This window comes from Burkholderia sp. Bp8992, assembly GCF_003853705.1.
Classification (GTDB): Bacteria; Pseudomonadota; Gammaproteobacteria; order Burkholderiales; family Burkholderiaceae; genus Burkholderia.
In genome coordinates this window covers 141,689-157,011 of record NZ_QTQI01000018.1, presented here as the reverse complement: position 1 = coordinate 157,011, position 15,323 = coordinate 141,689, and the positions used below count along the sequence as shown (strand labels likewise).

Below are 15,323 nucleotides of genomic sequence, written 5' to 3'. Positions count from 1 at the left end.
TCGATCTGCCGGGGCACTCGCCGCGCATGCCGTCTGCCGTCATGCGGGCGGCGCCTCTGAAAGCGCCCGTACGGACTCGCCGTACGGGCGCGATACCGCGCGCGTCATGACGACTTGCGCACGCGCAGGTACCAGTCGCAAAGCAGCCTCACCTGCTTCGGCGTATAGCCCTTCGCGACCATCCGGTTCACAAAGTCCTCATGCTTGCGCTGCTCCTCCGCCGAACCCTTGGCGTTGAACGAAATCACCGGCAACAGTTCCTCGGTGTTCGAGAACATCTTCTTCTCGATCACGACGCGCAACTTCTCGTAGCTCGTCCACACGGGGTTCTTGCCGGCGTTCGCCGCCCGTGCGCGCAACACGAAATTCACGATCTCGTTGCGGTAATCCTTCGGATTGCTGATGCCCGCAGGCTTCTCGATCTTCTCCAGCTCCGCGTTCAGCGCGGCGCGGTCGAAGCTCTCGCCCGTATCGTGATCGCGGAATTCCTGGTCCTGGATCCAGAAGTCTGCATACGTGACGTAGCGGTCGAAGATGTTCTGGCCGTACTCCGAATACGATTCGAGGTAAGCCGTCTGGATCTCCTTGCCGATGAACTCCGCGTAGCGCGACGCGAGCACGTCCTTCACGAAGGACAGGTACTTCTGCTCGGTTTCCGGCGGGAACTGCTCGCGTTCGATTTGCTGTTCGAGCACGTACATCAGGTGCACGGGGTTGGCCGCGACCTCGCTCGAATCGAAGTTGAACACGCGCGACAGGATCTTGAACGCGAAGCGGGTCGACACGCCGGTCATCCCTTCGTCCACGCCCGCGTAGTCGCGGTACTCCTGGTACGACTTCGCCTTCGGATCGGTGTCCTTCAGGTTTTCGCCGTCGTACACCTGCATCTTCGAGAACAAACTCGAATTCTCCGGCTCGTGCAGGCGCGACAGCACCGCGAACTGCGACATCATCTTCAGCGTGCCCGGCGCGCACACGGCCTCGGCGAGCGACGAGTTGCGGATCAGCTTCTCGTAGATCTTGGTCTCTTCCGACACGCGCAGGCAGTACGGCACCTTCACGACGAAGATCCGGTCGAGCAGTGCCTCGTTGTTGCGGTTGTTGCGGAACGCCTTCCACTCCGACTCGTTCGAGTGCGCGAGGATCACGCCGTCGAACGGAATCGCGCCGAACCCTTCGGTGCCCTTGAAGTTGCCTTCCTGCGTCGCAGTGAGCAGCGGGTGCAGCACCTTGATCGGCGCCTTGAACATTTCGACGAACTCGAGCAGGCCCTGGTTCGCGAGACACAGGCCGCCGGAGTAGCTGTAGGCGTCGGCGTCGTCCTGCGCATACTGTTCGAGCTTGCGGATATCGACCTTGCCGACCAGCGACGAGATGTCCTGGTTGTTCTCGTCGCCCGGCTCGGTCTTCGCGATGCCGACCTGCCGCAGGATCGACGGGTAGCGGCGCACCACGCGGAACTGCCGGATGTCGCCGTTGTATTCGTGCAGGCGCTTGACGGCCCACGGACTCAGGATGCTTTTCAGGTAGCGGCGCGGAATGCCGTACTGTTCCTCGAGGATCGGACCATCCTCGTCGTAGTCGAACAGCCCGAGCGGCGATTCGTTGACGGGCGAGCCCTTCAGCGAATAGAACGGCACGTGCTCCATCAGCTGCTTCAGACGCTCGGCGATCGACGACTTGCCGCCGCCCACCGGGCCCAGCAGGTAGAGGATCTGCTTCTTCTCTTCGAGCCCTTGCGCAGCGTGGCGGAAGTACGCGACCACCTGCTCGATCACTTCCTCCATTCCGTAGAACTCACGGAATGCCGGATAGACCTTGATGACCTTGTTCGCAAAGATGCGCGACAGGCGCGGATCGTTGCGGGTATCGATGTGTTCAGGTTCCCCGATTGCTTCCAGCATGCGTTCACCCGCCGTCGCGTACGCGGATGGATCGTTCTTGCAGAGCGCGAGATACTCCTCCAGCGAGAGCTCTTCCTCTCGCGTTTTTTCGAAGCGGTTCGCGAAGCTGCTGTAAATATCCATGCTACCTCCCTCGCCTGAGTCTGAAGACGTGCCTGCCTTCGTACGACTGCGCAGAAGCAAGCGCGTTCGAATTCATCCTAAACCCTTTCTTATTTTTTTTCACGAACTCTTCGTATGAAGTTCGTCATTCTCGACAACACCGCTTGGACAACGCATTTCGTCGTTTTACAATCGATCTCCCGAGCCGCAGAAACTGCATCCGCCACGTCTCGTCGAACGACGGAACATCCTGTGCGTTGGACACATCCGACGTCGTCGCTTCCCCCTTCATCCCTAGACGTTCGAGCAACCGCGTGCGATGACACGTTGCGCGCACCGTTACAAATTTTTTTCGCAGCGCCCTTACGGAGATACCCGTACGACGGACGCGGGAACCTCATCGATGCCGCACGCGTACGCGCATCCATCGAGGCGGGACGCGCGACGCACGCAACGATGCGCGATCGATCGTTCGCACTGTCACATTTCGTCTGTCGCGGAAACGACGACGCCCGCATGTCGCGGGCGTCGTTCGTCACCAAATGGGGATAGATGCGCGGCACGCGCGTATCAGAAGGTCTCCCAGTCGTCGCCGCCTGCCGCGGCAGCAGCCGGTGCCGGCGCAGCAGCGGCCGCGACGGGCTTGCGTGCCGGCAGCGGCGCGGCCGTGCGCTTCGGCGGTGCATCGCGATCGTCGCGCGCAGCGGCCTGCACGGGTGCGGCAACCGCAGCGGCAGGCGCGCGCGACACCTGGCGCGCCGCAACCGGCGCGACAGCGCGTGCTGCTTCGTCATCGAGCTGGAATACCGCTGCCGTTTCACGCAGGCGCCCGGCCTGCTCGTCGAGCGACTGCGCGGCGGCCGCCGCTTCCTCCACGAGCGCCGCATTCTGCTGCGTGACTTCGTCCATCTGCGCCACGGCACGCGCGACCTGGTCGATGCCGCCGCTCTGCTCCTCGGACGCCGCCGCGATCTCACCCATGATGTCGGTCACGCGCTGCACGGCGCCGATCACGTCGCTCATCGTGCGCCCGGCTTCGTCGACCAGCGTCGAACCCGTCCGGATCCGCTCCACCGACGCGTCGATCAGCGCCTTGATTTCCTTCGCCGCGCTCGACGAACGCTGCGCGAGGCTGCGCACCTCGCCCGCGACGACCGCGAAGCCGCGGCCTTCCTCGCCCGCCCGCGCGGCTTCGACGGCCGCATTCAGCGCAAGAATGTTGGTCTGGAACGCGATTCCCTCGATGATCGCGATGATGTCAGCGATCTTCGCCGAGCTGTCGTTGATTTCGCCCATCGTGCCGACCACCTGGCCGACCACCGTATTGCCCTTGTTCGCAATCTCCGACGCATTCGCGGCCAGCGAGCTTGCCTGGCGCGCATTGTCGGCGTTCTGCTTCACGGTGCCGGTCAGCTGTTCCATGCTCGACGCGGTTTCCTGCAGCGCCGCGGCCTGCTCCTCGGTGCGCGACGACAGGTCGATGTTGCCGGCCGCGATCTGGCGCGCCGCGGTCGCGATCGACTCGCTGCCGCCGCGCACGGTGCGCACCGTGTCGACCAGCCCGCGCTGCATCTTCGCGAGGCCTTCCAGCAACTGGCCCATCTCGTCGCGCCGGTCGACGACGATCGGACGGCGCAGGTCGCCGGCGGCGATCGCGTCGAAATGCGACAGCGCGTCGGCGATCGGGCGGCCGATCGCGCGACTCAGCGTCAGCCACGACAGCAGCGCGGCGCCGATGCCGGCCAGCAACGCGACGATCGACAGCACGCGCAGCGTCTCGAACACCGATTCCGCCCGATCGAATCCGGCTTGCGCATCGGTGAACTGGAAATTGCGCAGTGCTTCGCCGGCCACGGCCAGATCGTTAAAGCGCGTCTGAAGCTGCTTCGCGCCCTCGCCGATCCGGTCGTGATCGCCGGCCCCGATCGCACTCGCGAACGCGTCGCAGGTGTCCTGCACCGCCTTGCGGCGGGCGGCGACGTCCTGTGCGAGCCGGTCCTCCTCCGCACCGCGCGGCAGTGCGAGGTATTTCTGCCACCACGCGTCCGACTGCGTGCGCATCCCGCGGCTGCGCTCGATGGCGGCCGTGGAGTCGGGCGTGCCGGCCAGCAGCGCCGCCCGGTCGAGTGCGAGGCGCTCGCGCGCGGCGAACATTTCCGAGAGCGTCACGTCGACCGCGCTCGGCATCTGGTTCGTGAATATCTCGCGCGTCGAATCGTTCGAACGCGTCATCCCGTACAGACCGAGCACGCCGGTGACACCCAGCAGTACCGCCAGAAACGCCATCGTCAAACCGATGCGCGCACGAATCGTCAGGTTCTTGAACACCATCATCCATCCTGTGTTGCGTCGTCATGAACGGGCCAGGCCCGTTGGCTCGAAGCATTGCTTCACTTGATTTATTTACGACCGCACCACGCACAACTTGACGGATTTCAGCCCATTTTTTCGAATTATTAGTCTGAACATTACAAATAGCTGAATGAATCGACGCAAATTCGGACCGGTTCGACAACGGGAGGAGTTCGACAACGGGAGGAAAAGATCGGCGATGTGCCGGCGCGCGCAGGCGCGGCCGGCCGTCTCGTGCGACGGACCGGCCTCGATGCGGACCCGAAATCCTGGGATCAGGCCTGGTCGGCCAGTTCGGAGAGCGTGGGGATCGACGGTTGCGCGCCCGCGCGCGTGACCGACAGCGCCGCCGCGCGTTGCGCGAAGCGGATCGCCGTGTCGACGTCCGCGCCGGCCGCCAGCCGTGCGGAAAAACCGCCGATGAAGGTGTCGCCGGCGGCCGTCGTGTCGACGGCCTGCACGACTGGTGCCGGATAGTGCCGCGCGGTGCCGTCGGCCGTCAGCGCGAGCACGCCGCGCGCGCCGAGCGTGACCAGCACGTTGCGCGCGCCGCCGGCCTGCAGCGCACGCGCGGCGGCCTCCGCCTCCGCCGGGTCGCGCACGGGCAGCGCGGTCAGCGCGGCGGCCTCGACCTCGTTCGGGATCAGATAATCGACGAGCGGCAGCCAGCCGTCCGGCAGCGGCGCGACGGCCGGCGCCGGATTGAGCACCACCGTGCGGCCGAGCCGCCGCCCGGCCGCCAGCGCCGCGAACACGGTGTCCGGCGGCGTCTCGAGCTGGCAGATCAGCACGTCGGCCGACGCCAGCGCGGCCTCGTGCCGCGCAACCGTCCCGGTCGTGACCTCGCCATTGCCGCCCGCGACGATCACGATCGCGTTCTGGCTCGCATCGTCGACGACGATCAGCGCGACGCCGGTCGACGCCGACGCGCTGGTCGCGAGCCCCGTGCAGTCGATGCCCTCGGCTTCCAGGCCCGCGCGCAGTGCCGCGCCGTGCGCATCCGCGCCGACGCAACCGATCATTGCGACCTGCGCGCCGAGCCGTGCGGCGGCCACGGCCTGGTTGCCGCCCTTGCCGCCCGCCGCCTGCGCAAACGCATGGCCGGCGAGCGTTTCGCCCGGCAGCGGCAGCCGCGGCGCCCGCACGACGAGATCCATGTTGAGGCTGCCGACCACCGTCACGCGGCCGGCACCCGCTGCGGGCGCCGTCATGCGCGACCGCCCGATGCCGGCGGCTCGCGGTAAACCGCGGTCGATTCGCGCAGCACGAGGCGCGGCGACACCACGCGGCGGCGGCTCGGCACGGCCGTCGAGCCGCCGCCGATCCGCTCGATCAGCGTCTGCGCGGCCATTTCACCGAGCGCGCGCACCGACTGGCCGACCGTCGACAGCGCCGGATACGTGTAGCGGGAAAACTCGATGTCGTCGAAACCGATGATCGAGCAGTCGTCCGGCACGCGCAGCCCGCGCTCGGCCGCCGCGCGCAGCGCGCCGACGCCCATCAGGTCGTTGCCCGCGAAAATCGCGCTCGGCCGCACCGATTCGAACAGCCGCGACGCCGCGTGATAGCCGCCGAGGCACGAAAAGTCGCTTTCCGCGATCGCGCCCGGCACGATGTCGACGCCGCGCTCGGCCATCGCGCGGATGAAGCCGTGCACGCGCATCGCGCTGACGGCCGTGTCGGTCGGCCCCGTGATGCAGCCGATCTTCGCGTGCCCGAGTTCGAGCAGGTGGCGCGTCGCCAGGTACGCGCCGCGCTCGTGGTCGATCTGCACGAGATCGGCCGCGAGCCCCTCGATGTTGCGGTCGACGACGACGAGCGGCGCATGGATATCCGCGAGCGTCTGCGCGAGCACCGCGTCCTCGCCGGCCGACGCGACGATCAGTCCGTCGATGCGTTTTTCCTGCAGCACGCGCAGATAGTTGCGCTGCTTCACGGGATCGTCGTCCGAGTTGCAGAAGAACACGCAATAGCCGTTGGCCGCGCACTGATCCTCGATGCCGCGCGCCAGCTCGGCGAAGTACGGATTCGTGCTGTTCGGCACGACGAGGCCGATCGTCGCCGTCGCCCGCGCCTTCAGCGAGCGCGCCACGGCCGACGGCACGTAATTCAGCTCGCGGATTGCGCCCTCGACCTTCGCACGCACATCCGCGGACACCGGCCGCGAATTGTTCACCACGTGCGAGACGGTCGTAAACGACACGCCCGCCATGGCTGCCACATCCTTGATCGTCGCCATTTCCCGTTTCTCTCTGGTCTGTTCTGTCTGTCTTTCTACCGGGCGCGCGAGCGCCGGCTGCGATACGTATCGAGCACGACGGCCACCACGATCACCGCCCCGGTGATGATCCGCTTGGTCGGCTCGTTCGCGCCGATCTGCGCCAGCCCCGCGGCCAGCACGGAGATGATCAACACGCCGAAGAACGTGCTGATCACCGAGCCGCGCCCGCCCATCAGGCTCGTGCCGCCGATCACGACGGCCGCGATGACCTGCAGTTCGAGACCCGCGCCCGCGTTCGGGTCGGCGGCCTCGAGCCGCGAAATCTGGAACAGCGACGCGAGCCCCGCGAGCGCGCCCATCAATGCGAATACGAGGATTTTATACGGCCGCGGGTTAACCCCTGCAAGTCGCACCGCTTCCTCGTTCGTGCCGATGCCCACCAGATAGCGCCCGAACACCGTGCGCGTCAGCACGAACTGGGCCGCGATCATCACCGCGACCGCGATCACGAACGCCGGCGAGATGCCCAGCGCGATGGGGTTCGACAGGAAATCGAACGCGTCGCCGATATACGCCGTGCGCGAATTCGTCAGCTGGTACGCGAGGCCGCGCGCGGCCTCCAGCACGCCGAGCGACACGATGAACGACGGAATCCGCCAGCCGACCGTGACCGCGCCGGTCAGCGCGCCCGTGACGGTCGCGACCGCGATCCCGATCAGCGCGGCCGGCAGCGGCCCCCACTGCCATTTCAGCGCGGCGACGCTGACCATCGATGCGGCGAGCGCGAGCACCGAGCCGACCGACAGGTCGATCCCGGCGATGATCAGCACGAAGGTCATCCCGACCGACATCACGACGAGATCGGGAATCTGGTTCGCGATCGTGCTGAACGTGTCGTAGGTCAGGAAGTGCGAGCTCAGCACCGAAAACAGCGCGATCATCGCGGCGAGCGCGCCGGCGAGCCCGAGATAGTTCGACAGGCCGAGGCGCGTGCCGGACAGCGTGCGCGCGCGGCGCCCCGTCACGTCCTGCTGCGAGCCTGCGTCGGTCGGGGATACGGGAGGCTGGGTCATTGCTGTGGTCCTGTCGTCGAATTGCCCGGAGCGGCGCCTCGCGCCTGCCCCGCGTCCGGATGCGGCGCACCGCCCGCCGGCGTCTCGCGGCCGAAGCCGGCGAACGCCGCGGCCAGCAGCCCATCCTGGGTCCAGTTGCCGCGCTCGAACACGGCGGTCATGCGGCCGGCCGACATCACGCCGATCCGGTCGCAGATCAGCATCAGCTCGCGCAGGTCGCTCGACACGACGACGAGCGCGCGGCCTTCGCGCGCGAGCGCGCCCATCAAAGTGTAGATCTCGAACTTCGCGCCGACATCGATTCCGCGCGTCGGCTCGTCGAACAGCAGCACGCCCATGTCGCGCGCGAGCCAGCGGCCGATCACCACCTTCTGCTGGTTGCCGCCCGACAACTCGCCGACCGGCTGCGCCGCGCCGTGCGTGCGGATCCGCAGTGCATCGATCTGCTGCTCGGCGAGCGCCGTCTCGCGTGCGGCATCTACAACGCCGCCGCGCGCCAGCCGGTCGAGCTGGCCGAGCGACACGTTCGACGTGATCGACTGCGACAGCAGCAGCCCCTCGCCCTTGCGGTCCTCGGTAATCAGCGCGATGCCGAGCTTCACCGCATCGACGGGCGAGTCGATCTTCGCCGGCTTCAGCGGCTGGCCGACCGCGATCATCCCCGCATCCGGCGTGTCGGCGCCGTAGATCAGCCGCAGCAACTCGGTGCGCCCCGCGCCGATCAGCCCCGAGATGCCGAAGATCTCGCCCGCGCGCACCTCGAGCGACACGTCGCGCACGGCCGTCCCGCGCGTGAGCCCCGACACGACGAGCCGCGGCGCGCCGATATGACGCTCGCCGAGATCGATCTGCTCGCCGATCTCGCGTCCGACCATCAGCGTGACGAGCCCGTCGGACGTCGTCGCGGCCATGTCGCCCGCATGCACGAGCCGGCCGTCGCGCAGCACCGCGACGCGCTCGGCGACACGCGCGAGCTCCTCGAGCCGGTGCGAGATGTAGACGATCGCGACGCCGCGCGCCTTCAGCCGGTCGATCTGCTCGAACAGCAGCTCGACTTCGCGCGCGGTCAGCATCGCGGTCGGTTCGTCGAGAATCAGCACGCGGCAGTCGCCGATCAGATTGCGCGCGATCTCGACCATCTGCTGATGGCCGATGCCGAGCGCGCCGACCGGCGTATCGGGATCGACGGCGTCGAGCCCGACCTGCGCCATCGCGGCACGCGCGTCCTCGCGCAGCCGCGCACGATCGATGATCCCGAAGCGCCGCGGCAGGCGATTCAGGAACAGGTTTTCGGCAACCGTCAGCGTCGGCAGCAGGTTCAGCTCCTGCATCACCATGCGCACGCCGAGCGCCTCGGCTTGCGTGCGGCTGGCCGGCGCGTACGCTTGGCCGCCGAGCTGCATCGTGCCGGTGGTCGGGTCGACGAGCCCGCCGATGATCTTCGACAGCGTGCTCTTGCCGGCGCCGTTCTCGCCCGTCAGCGCGAGCGCGTGGCCTGCCTCGAGCGTCAGCGTGACGTCGGCGAGCACGGGTTCGGCATAGGTCTTGCCGATGCCGGATACGGACAGCACGGGGATGGCTGAACGGGAGGGTTGGAAGGTCGGTTCCATCGCGATCCTGGTTGCGGCCGCGCGCACGCGACGCGCGGGTATGACGCTCACAAGTGCATGTGCATGCAGTGGCCGTGATCGCGCTCACTCCGGATAACGGCCGCCACGCCGGATTCTTGAGGGCGGCGGCCGGCCCGGAGCCGCGTCACTTCGTCACGAGGTCCACCGGCGTCTCGACCACGCCGGACATGTCGGCCTGCTTGCGATGCTCGGCGATCGCCTTGAGCGCCGTGTCGATGCCGAACACGGCCTGCTTCGCCGCGTACTGGTCGGCGGTCGCGAGCACGCGGCCGTCCTTCAGCATCGGCTTGATCGCGTTGATGTTGTCGTAGCCGACCACGAGCACCTTGCCCTGCTTGCCGGCCGCGCGCACGGCCGACACGGCGCCGATCGCCATGTTGTCGTTGCCGCACAGCAGCGCCTTCAGGTTCGGGTATTCGTTGAGCATCGCGGCAGCGACCGCATTGCCCTTGTCGATTTCCCATTCGCCCGACTGCACCGACACGACCTTCATCCCGCCCGCCTTCATCGCGTCCTGGAAGCCGGCCGTACGCTGCTGCGCATTGGTCGTCGTCGACACGCCTTCGACGATGCCGACCTGGTCGCCCGCCTTCAGCCGCTTCGCGAGGTAGTCGCCGATCTTGCGCGCGCCCTTGCGGTTGTCCGGGCCGACGAACGGCACGTTCAGGTTCTTCGACTTCAGCACGTCGGGATCGAGCCGGTTGTCGATGTTCACGACGACGATGCCCGCGTCGACGGCCTTCTTCACGACCGGCACGAGCGCCTTCGAATCGGCCGGCGCGAGCACGATCGCGTCGACCTTCGACACGATCATCTGCTCGACGATGCGGATCTGGTTCGCGGTGTCGGTCTCGTCCTTGATGCCGTTGGTGATCAGGTCGAACTGATTCGCGTTGTGCTTCTGGTATTCCTTCGCGCCGGTTTCCATGGTCAGGAAGAACTCGTTGGCGAGCGACTTCATCACGAGCGCGACCTTCGGCTTGGCTGCCGATTGCGCGTGGACGGCCGGTGCGGCAGCGACCGCGACGGCGGCGAGCGCGGCGGTCAGGAAGCGACGGCGAAAGCGGACATTCATACACATCTCCTGGCGACTGGCCCATAGGGCCGGACTGTTGTTTTAATGTGAGCAAACGTTTGCGCCACACTACCCGGGCAATGGCCATCAATGCTGCTGTCGGTACCACGGAATGGAAGCGAGGCAGACGGCCGACTGCCTGGCGCGTGCTGTCGTTGACGCGCCGCCGCCGGCGGGAGGCCGGCGGAGTGGAGGCTATGCTGTACCGATTCGCTTCGGCGCGCAACCTGTCTGATCAATATTTAAGGGTTTATTCGGAGCGCGCGATCGTGCCGCACGACGCGCAAATGCGACAGTCGCAACGCTGCCACACAGCGCGGCGCAATCACGCCGGGTCCTGCGGCGCGGGTTCGTCCTCATCGACCGCCGGCGGTTCGCCAAAGCGGTTCGCATGCGGCGTACCGGCGATGAATCCGTTCATCACGAACAACGCGATCGCACCGACGATCGGCACGAAGAGCAGCAGCATCCACCACCCCGACTTGTCGATGTCGTGCAGCCGTTTCACGGTGACCGCCAGCCACGACCATGTCGCGACGACGGCGATCGCGACCATGACGAGCACCACCAGCGGCGGCAGGTCGTCGTTCGACGAACCGCGCGACCCCGCGTCGAAGAACACGCCGATCAACCCGGAAACCAGCGAGTAGATCCACCACGGCAGGCGCTCGGTCCGGCCTTTGAAGGAAAAGAGAAACCATTTCAGATTCATTGTTCGCCTCTTCGTCGTGCGGCGTGAACGCCCGCGTTCAGACCATGCACGGGCATTGAATCATATCTTCCGAGAAATGGCCCGGCCGCGATGGCCAGGGATGGCCGACACCGGATCGAGGCACTCGTATCTGCCGTCTTGTCGTTCTGTCGGCACGAGAACACATGTCGATCGCCGCACGCGGCGAAGAACCGGGCCGGGCGCGGCGACCGCAACCGGTGGTTCGATGAATCAGGCAACCGTGACCGCGGCCATTGCGCTGCCGCAGCCCGGTGCACGGCTCCGTGCGCGCGCTTCGCGCCGTCCGCGGCAACTGCCCGGACGGCGTGCGCTGCGAGCAGCCGTCAAACGGCTTCGCGCAACAGCCCCGCGATTTCCGCTTCGTTCAGGTGCGGCGCGAACATCTCGATCAACCGGTACGCATACGCGCGCAGGAACGCGCCCTTGCGCAGCCCGACGCGCGTCGTGCTCGCCTCGAACAGGTGCTGCGTATCGAGTGCGACGAGCCCCGTGTCGCGCTGCGGATCGTAGGCCATCGCCGCGACGACGCCGATCCCCATTCCAAGCTCGACGTAGGTCTTGATCACGTCCGCGTCGATCGCGGTCAGCACGACGTCCGGCACGGCGCCCGCCTGCGTGAACGCCTGGTCGATGTGCGAGCGGCCCGTGAAGTCCTGGTCGTACGTGATGATCGGATACTCGGCGATTTCCTCGAGCGTCAGGTTCTCGCGGCCGACGAGCGGATGGCCCTTCGGCACGACGACCGTGTGATGCCACGAATAGCACGGGAACGTGACGATGTCCGGATAGCGGTCGAGCGCCTCGGTCGAGATGCCGAGATCGGCTTCGCCGTTCAGGATCATCTGCGCAATCTGCTGCGGGCTGCCCTGGCGCAGCGCCAGATGCACCTTCGGGAACACGTCGGTGAACTGCCGGATCACCTTCGGCAGCGCGTAGCGCGCCTGCGTGTGCGTCGTCGCGACGACGAGGTGGCCGCTGTCCTGGTCGGCGAACTGGCGCGCGACGCGGCGCAGGTTCTCGGCGTCGAGCAGCATCCGCTCGATCAGTTGGTGCACGGCCTTGCCGGGCTCCGTGAGCCCCGTCAGCCGCTTGCCGCGCCGGATGAAGATGTCGACGCCCAGTTCATCCTCGAGATCCTTGATCTGCTTCGACACGCCCGACTGCGACGTGTACAGCACGTTCGCGACTTCCGTCAGGTTCATGTTCTGGCGCACCGCTTCGCGCACGAACCGCAATTGCTGAAAATTCATGGGTATGCCTCTTAGGCTGTCGTTGTTTGATTGTCGATTCGGAGCATGTTCCGCCCCCTGCCCTGTATTTGCTCGTCAACGCGCGGGAAACACACGCACCGCGCGCGGCACGGCCGTCGCACCGTCGCCGACCTGCAGCGACAGCGCCCGCCACGCATCGCGATCGAGTTCGGCCTCGAGCGCACCGCCCGCCCGCGCCTCGAGCTCCACGCGCACCGACCCGCCGAGCGGGATCACGCGGCGCACGTCCACCGCGATGCCGTCGCGGTGCCCTTCGCCCACCGGCCACAGCTGCAGGTCGTGCGGGCGCACGTAGGCGTTCGCGGGGCCCGCGAAATCGGCGTCGACCTCGATCGGCGCAGCCGCGCCCTCGGCGACGAAGCCGCGCCCGGCCACCGTGCCCGGCAGCCGGTTCGCGGCGCCGAGGAACTCGTACACGAATGCGCTTTGCGGATGATCGTAGACGTCCTGCGGGCTGCCGACCTGCTCGACGTGGCCGCGATTCAGCACGACGATGCGATCGGCGACTTCCAGCGCCTCTTCCTGGTCGTGCGTGACGAAGATCGTCGAGATGTGCAGGTCGTCGTGGAGCCTGCGCAGCCAGCCGCGCAGTTCCTTGCGGACCTTCGCGTCGAGCGCGCCGAACGGCTCGTCGAGCAGCAGCACCTTCGGCTCGACCGCGAGCGCGCGGGCGAGCGCGATGCGCTGGCGCTGGCCGCCCGACAGCTCGGACGGATAGCGCTGCGCGAGCCAGTCGAGCTGCACGAGCTTGAGCAATTCGTGCACCTTCTCGCGAATCGCGGCTTCCGACGGCCGCTCGCGGCGCGGCTTCACGCGCAGCCCGAACGCGACGTTCTCGAATACCGTCATGTGGCGGAACAGCGCGTAGTGCTGGAACACGAAGCCGACCTGGCGGTCGCGCGCGCCGACCGACGCGACGTCGAGCCCTTGCAGCACGACCTGGCCGGCGTCCGCGTGCTCGAGGCCCGCGATCACGCGCAGCAGCGTGGTCTTGCCGCACCCGGACGGCCCGAGCAGCGCGACCAGTTCGCCCGGCGGAAAGTCGAGCGACACGTTGTCGAGCGCCGTGAAATCGCCGAAGCGCTTCTGAAGGTTACGGACGGTGATACCCATTCTGGTTGCCTCTTTACGATTTCGACGAAACGGCGGGGCCGGCATGTGCGGGAACGGTGTCGCTCGCGCCGGCCAGTTCGGCGGCGAGATGACGCTCGGCGATCAGCTTCAGCGCGAGCGTGACGAGCGCGAGCAGCGCCAGCACCGACGCTACCGCGAACGCCGCCGCGAAGTTGTATTCGTTGTACAGGATCTCGACGTGCAGCGGCATCGTGTCGGTCTGGCCGCGGATATGGCCCGACACCACCGACACCGCGCCGAATTCGCCCATCGCGCGCGCATTGCACAGGATCACGCCGTACAGCAGGCCCCACTTCACGTTCGGCAGTGTCACGCGGCGAAAGATCTGCCAGCCCGACGCGCCGAGCACGCGCGCGGCTTCCTCCTCGTCGGTGCCTTGCGCCTGCATCAGCGGAATCAGCTCGCGCGCGACGAACGGGAACGTGACGAAGATCGTCGCGAGCACGATGCCCGGCACCGCGAAGATGATCTGCACGTCGTGATCCTGCAGCCACGGCCCGAGCCAGCCCTGCGCGCCGAACAGCAGCACGTACACGAGGCCCGAGATCACCGGCGACACCGAGAACGGCAGGTCGATCAGCGTCGTGAGCAGCGCCTTGCCGCGGAATTCGAATTTCGCGATCGCCCACGACGCGCACACGCCGAACACGAGGTTCAGCGGCACGGCGATCACGGCGACGGTCAGCGTCAGCTTGATCGCCGACCACGCGTCGGGATCGGCCAGCGATTCGAGATAGAAGCCGACGCCCTTGCGTAGCGCCTCGACGAACACCGCGGCGAGCGGCACGACGAGGAAGAACGCGAGGAACGCCAGCGCGATGCCCGTGAGCAGCCAGCGCACGACGCGCGACTCGCTGACGGGGTCGAGCCGTTTCGCGGCGCGCACGGCCGGCGACGGGGTTTTCAGCACGACGGTGGCCTCCTGGCTCATTGCTGGCCTCCTGCTGCGACGGCGGTGACGGTGGCGGGCGCGGGGCCGCTTGCGCCCTTGCTCGTCCTGCGCTGCAGGTACCACTGCAGCGTGTTGATCAGCAGCAGCATCAGGAACGACACGACCAGCATCACGACCGCCAGCGCGGTCGCGCCCGCGTAGTCGTACTGTTCGAGCTTCGTGATGATCAGCAGCGACGTGATCTCGGATTTCATCGGTACGTTGCCGGCGATGAAGATCACCGAGCCGTATTCGCCGAGCGCACGCGCGAACGAGAGCGCGAACCCGGTGAGGAGCGCCGGCAGCACGGCCGGCAGCACGACGCGGCGGAACGTCAGCCAGCGCGATGCGCCGAGGCACGCGGCCGCTTCTTCCTGCTCGCGCTCGAAATCCTCGAGCACCGGCTGCACGGTGCGCACCACGAACGGCAGCCCGATGAAGGTCAGCGCGACGAGCACGCCGGCCGGCGTGAACGCGATCTTGATGCCGAGCGGCGCGAGATACTGGCCGACCCAGCCGTTGGTCGCGTAGACGGCCGCGAGCGAGATGCCGGCGACCGACGTCGGCAGCGCGAACGGCAGGTCGACGATCGCATCGACGAGGCGCTTGAACGGGAACGTGTAGCGCACGAGCACCCACGCGACGAGGAAGCCGAACACGGCGTTGATCAGCGCGCCGCCGAGCGCGGCCGAGAACGTCAGCCGGTACGACGCGAGCACGCGCGGCGACGTGACGGCGGTGACGAACTGGTCCCACGACAGCGTCGCGGTCTTCAGGAACGTGGCGGCGAGCGGAATCAGCACCACGAGGCTCAAATAGGCCACCGTGATGCCGAGTGTCACGCCGAAGCCGGGCAGCGCGCTCGGCTTGCGAAAGGTGTACGTCGTCATCGGATG

Annotated in this window: 12 protein-coding genes; all 12 read right to left on the bottom strand. The window is 67.1% G+C overall.

Annotated elements, in window-relative coordinates:
- Positions 1-104: 104 nt before the first annotated feature.
- The 12 genes from DIE03_RS25045 to cysT all read right to left on the bottom strand — a co-directional run bounded on the left by DIE03_RS25045 (position 105) and on the right by cysT (position 15,317).
- Positions 105-2,027 (bottom strand): PrkA family serine protein kinase, encoded by a 1,923-nt coding sequence (locus tag DIE03_RS25045; protein WP_124455003.1) that lies wholly within the window; start codon positions 2,025-2,027, stop codon positions 105-107.
- Between the two features lie 549 nt (positions 2,028-2,576).
- Complete coding sequence (locus tag DIE03_RS25035; protein ID WP_124455002.1) at positions 2,577-4,337, bottom strand: methyl-accepting chemotaxis protein; 1,761 nt, start codon at positions 4,335-4,337, stop codon at positions 2,577-2,579.
- Between the two features lie 296 nt (positions 4,338-4,633).
- Positions 4,634-5,569, bottom strand: coding sequence for a ribokinase (gene rbsK, locus DIE03_RS25030; protein WP_124455000.1), 936 nt, complete (start codon positions 5,567-5,569; stop codon positions 4,634-4,636).
- Positions 5,566-6,597, bottom strand: a complete 1,032-nt coding sequence (locus DIE03_RS25025) for a LacI family DNA-binding transcriptional regulator (protein ID WP_034186950.1) — start codon at positions 6,595-6,597, stop codon at positions 5,566-5,568. Before DIE03_RS25025 ends, rbsK begins: the two co-directional genes overlap by 4 nt.
- A gap of 35 nt (positions 6,598-6,632) precedes the next feature.
- The gene (locus DIE03_RS25020; RefSeq protein ID WP_124454998.1) at positions 6,633-7,652 is read right to left on the bottom strand and encodes an ABC transporter permease; all 1,020 of its coding nucleotides are present in this window, start codon (positions 7,650-7,652) and stop codon (positions 6,633-6,635) included.
- Entirely contained in the window at positions 7,649-9,262 is a 1,614-nt protein-coding gene (locus DIE03_RS25015) for a sugar ABC transporter ATP-binding protein (protein WP_124454996.1), read from the bottom strand. The genes DIE03_RS25020 and DIE03_RS25015 overlap by 4 nt, the downstream gene beginning before the upstream one ends.
- A gap of 145 nt (positions 9,263-9,407) precedes the next feature.
- The gene (locus DIE03_RS25010) at positions 9,408-10,358 is read right to left on the bottom strand and encodes a sugar ABC transporter substrate-binding protein (protein WP_011545349.1); all 951 of its coding nucleotides are present in this window, start codon (positions 10,356-10,358) and stop codon (positions 9,408-9,410) included.
- A gap of 325 nt (positions 10,359-10,683) precedes the next feature.
- Positions 10,684-11,070 carry a DUF805 domain-containing protein gene (locus DIE03_RS25005; protein WP_124454995.1) on the bottom strand — a complete coding sequence of 129 codons (387 nt, stop codon included), beginning with the start codon at positions 11,068-11,070 and terminating at the stop codon, positions 10,684-10,686.
- A gap of 344 nt (positions 11,071-11,414) precedes the next feature.
- Positions 11,415-12,341 (bottom strand): CysB family HTH-type transcriptional regulator, encoded by a 927-nt coding sequence (locus DIE03_RS25000; protein WP_006484201.1) that lies wholly within the window; start codon positions 12,339-12,341, stop codon positions 11,415-11,417.
- 75 nt (positions 12,342-12,416) lie between these two features.
- Positions 12,417-13,475 carry a sulfate/molybdate ABC transporter ATP-binding protein gene (locus tag DIE03_RS24995; RefSeq protein ID WP_011545347.1) on the bottom strand — a complete coding sequence of 353 codons (1,059 nt, stop codon included), beginning with the start codon at positions 13,473-13,475 and terminating at the stop codon, positions 12,417-12,419.
- Positions 13,476-13,488: 13 nt separating this feature from the next.
- Entirely contained in the window at positions 13,489-14,427 is a 939-nt protein-coding gene (gene cysW / locus DIE03_RS24990; protein WP_124454993.1) for a sulfate ABC transporter permease subunit CysW, read from the bottom strand.
- On the bottom strand, positions 14,424-15,317 hold the full coding sequence (gene cysT / locus DIE03_RS24985; protein WP_124454991.1) for a sulfate ABC transporter permease subunit CysT: 894 nt from the start codon (positions 15,315-15,317) through the stop codon (positions 14,424-14,426). The genes cysW and cysT overlap by 4 nt, the downstream gene beginning before the upstream one ends.
- Between the last annotated feature and the right edge of the window lie 6 nt (positions 15,318-15,323).

What these genes read in the sequence shown, in the direction of transcription:
- DIE03_RS25045 (WP_124455003.1), bottom strand. Translation starts at nt 2,027, where the DNA reads ATGGATATTTACAGCAGCTTCGCGAACCGCTTCGAAAAAACGCGAGAG.
- DIE03_RS25035 (WP_124455002.1), bottom strand. Translation starts at nt 4,337, where the DNA reads ATGGTGTTCAAGAACCTGACGATTCGTGCGCGCATCGGTTTGACGATG.
- rbsK (WP_124455000.1), bottom strand. Translation starts at nt 5,569, where the DNA reads ATGACGGCGCCCGCAGCGGGTGCCGGCCGCGTGACGGTGGTCGGCAGC.
- DIE03_RS25025 (WP_034186950.1), bottom strand. Translation starts at nt 6,597, where the DNA reads ATGGCGACGATCAAGGATGTGGCAGCCATGGCGGGCGTGTCGTTTACG.
- DIE03_RS25020 (WP_124454998.1), bottom strand. Translation starts at nt 7,652, where the DNA reads ATGACCCAGCCTCCCGTATCCCCGACCGACGCAGGCTCGCAGCAGGAC.
- DIE03_RS25015 (WP_124454996.1), bottom strand. Translation starts at nt 9,262, where the DNA reads ATGGAACCGACCTTCCAACCCTCCCGTTCAGCCATCCCCGTGCTGTCC.
- DIE03_RS25010 (WP_011545349.1), bottom strand. Translation starts at nt 10,358, where the DNA reads ATGAATGTCCGCTTTCGCCGTCGCTTCCTGACCGCCGCGCTCGCCGCC.
- DIE03_RS25005 (WP_124454995.1), bottom strand. Translation starts at nt 11,070, where the DNA reads ATGAATCTGAAATGGTTTCTCTTTTCCTTCAAAGGCCGGACCGAGCGC.
- DIE03_RS25000 (WP_006484201.1), bottom strand. Translation starts at nt 12,341, where the DNA reads ATGAATTTTCAGCAATTGCGGTTCGTGCGCGAAGCGGTGCGCCAGAAC.
- DIE03_RS24995 (WP_011545347.1), bottom strand. Translation starts at nt 13,475, where the DNA reads ATGGGTATCACCGTCCGTAACCTTCAGAAGCGCTTCGGCGATTTCACG.
- cysW (WP_124454993.1), bottom strand. Translation starts at nt 14,427, where the DNA reads ATGAGCCAGGAGGCCACCGTCGTGCTGAAAACCCCGTCGCCGGCCGTG.
- cysT (WP_124454991.1), bottom strand. Translation starts at nt 15,317, where the DNA reads ATGACGACGTACACCTTTCGCAAGCCGAGCGCGCTGCCCGGCTTCGGC.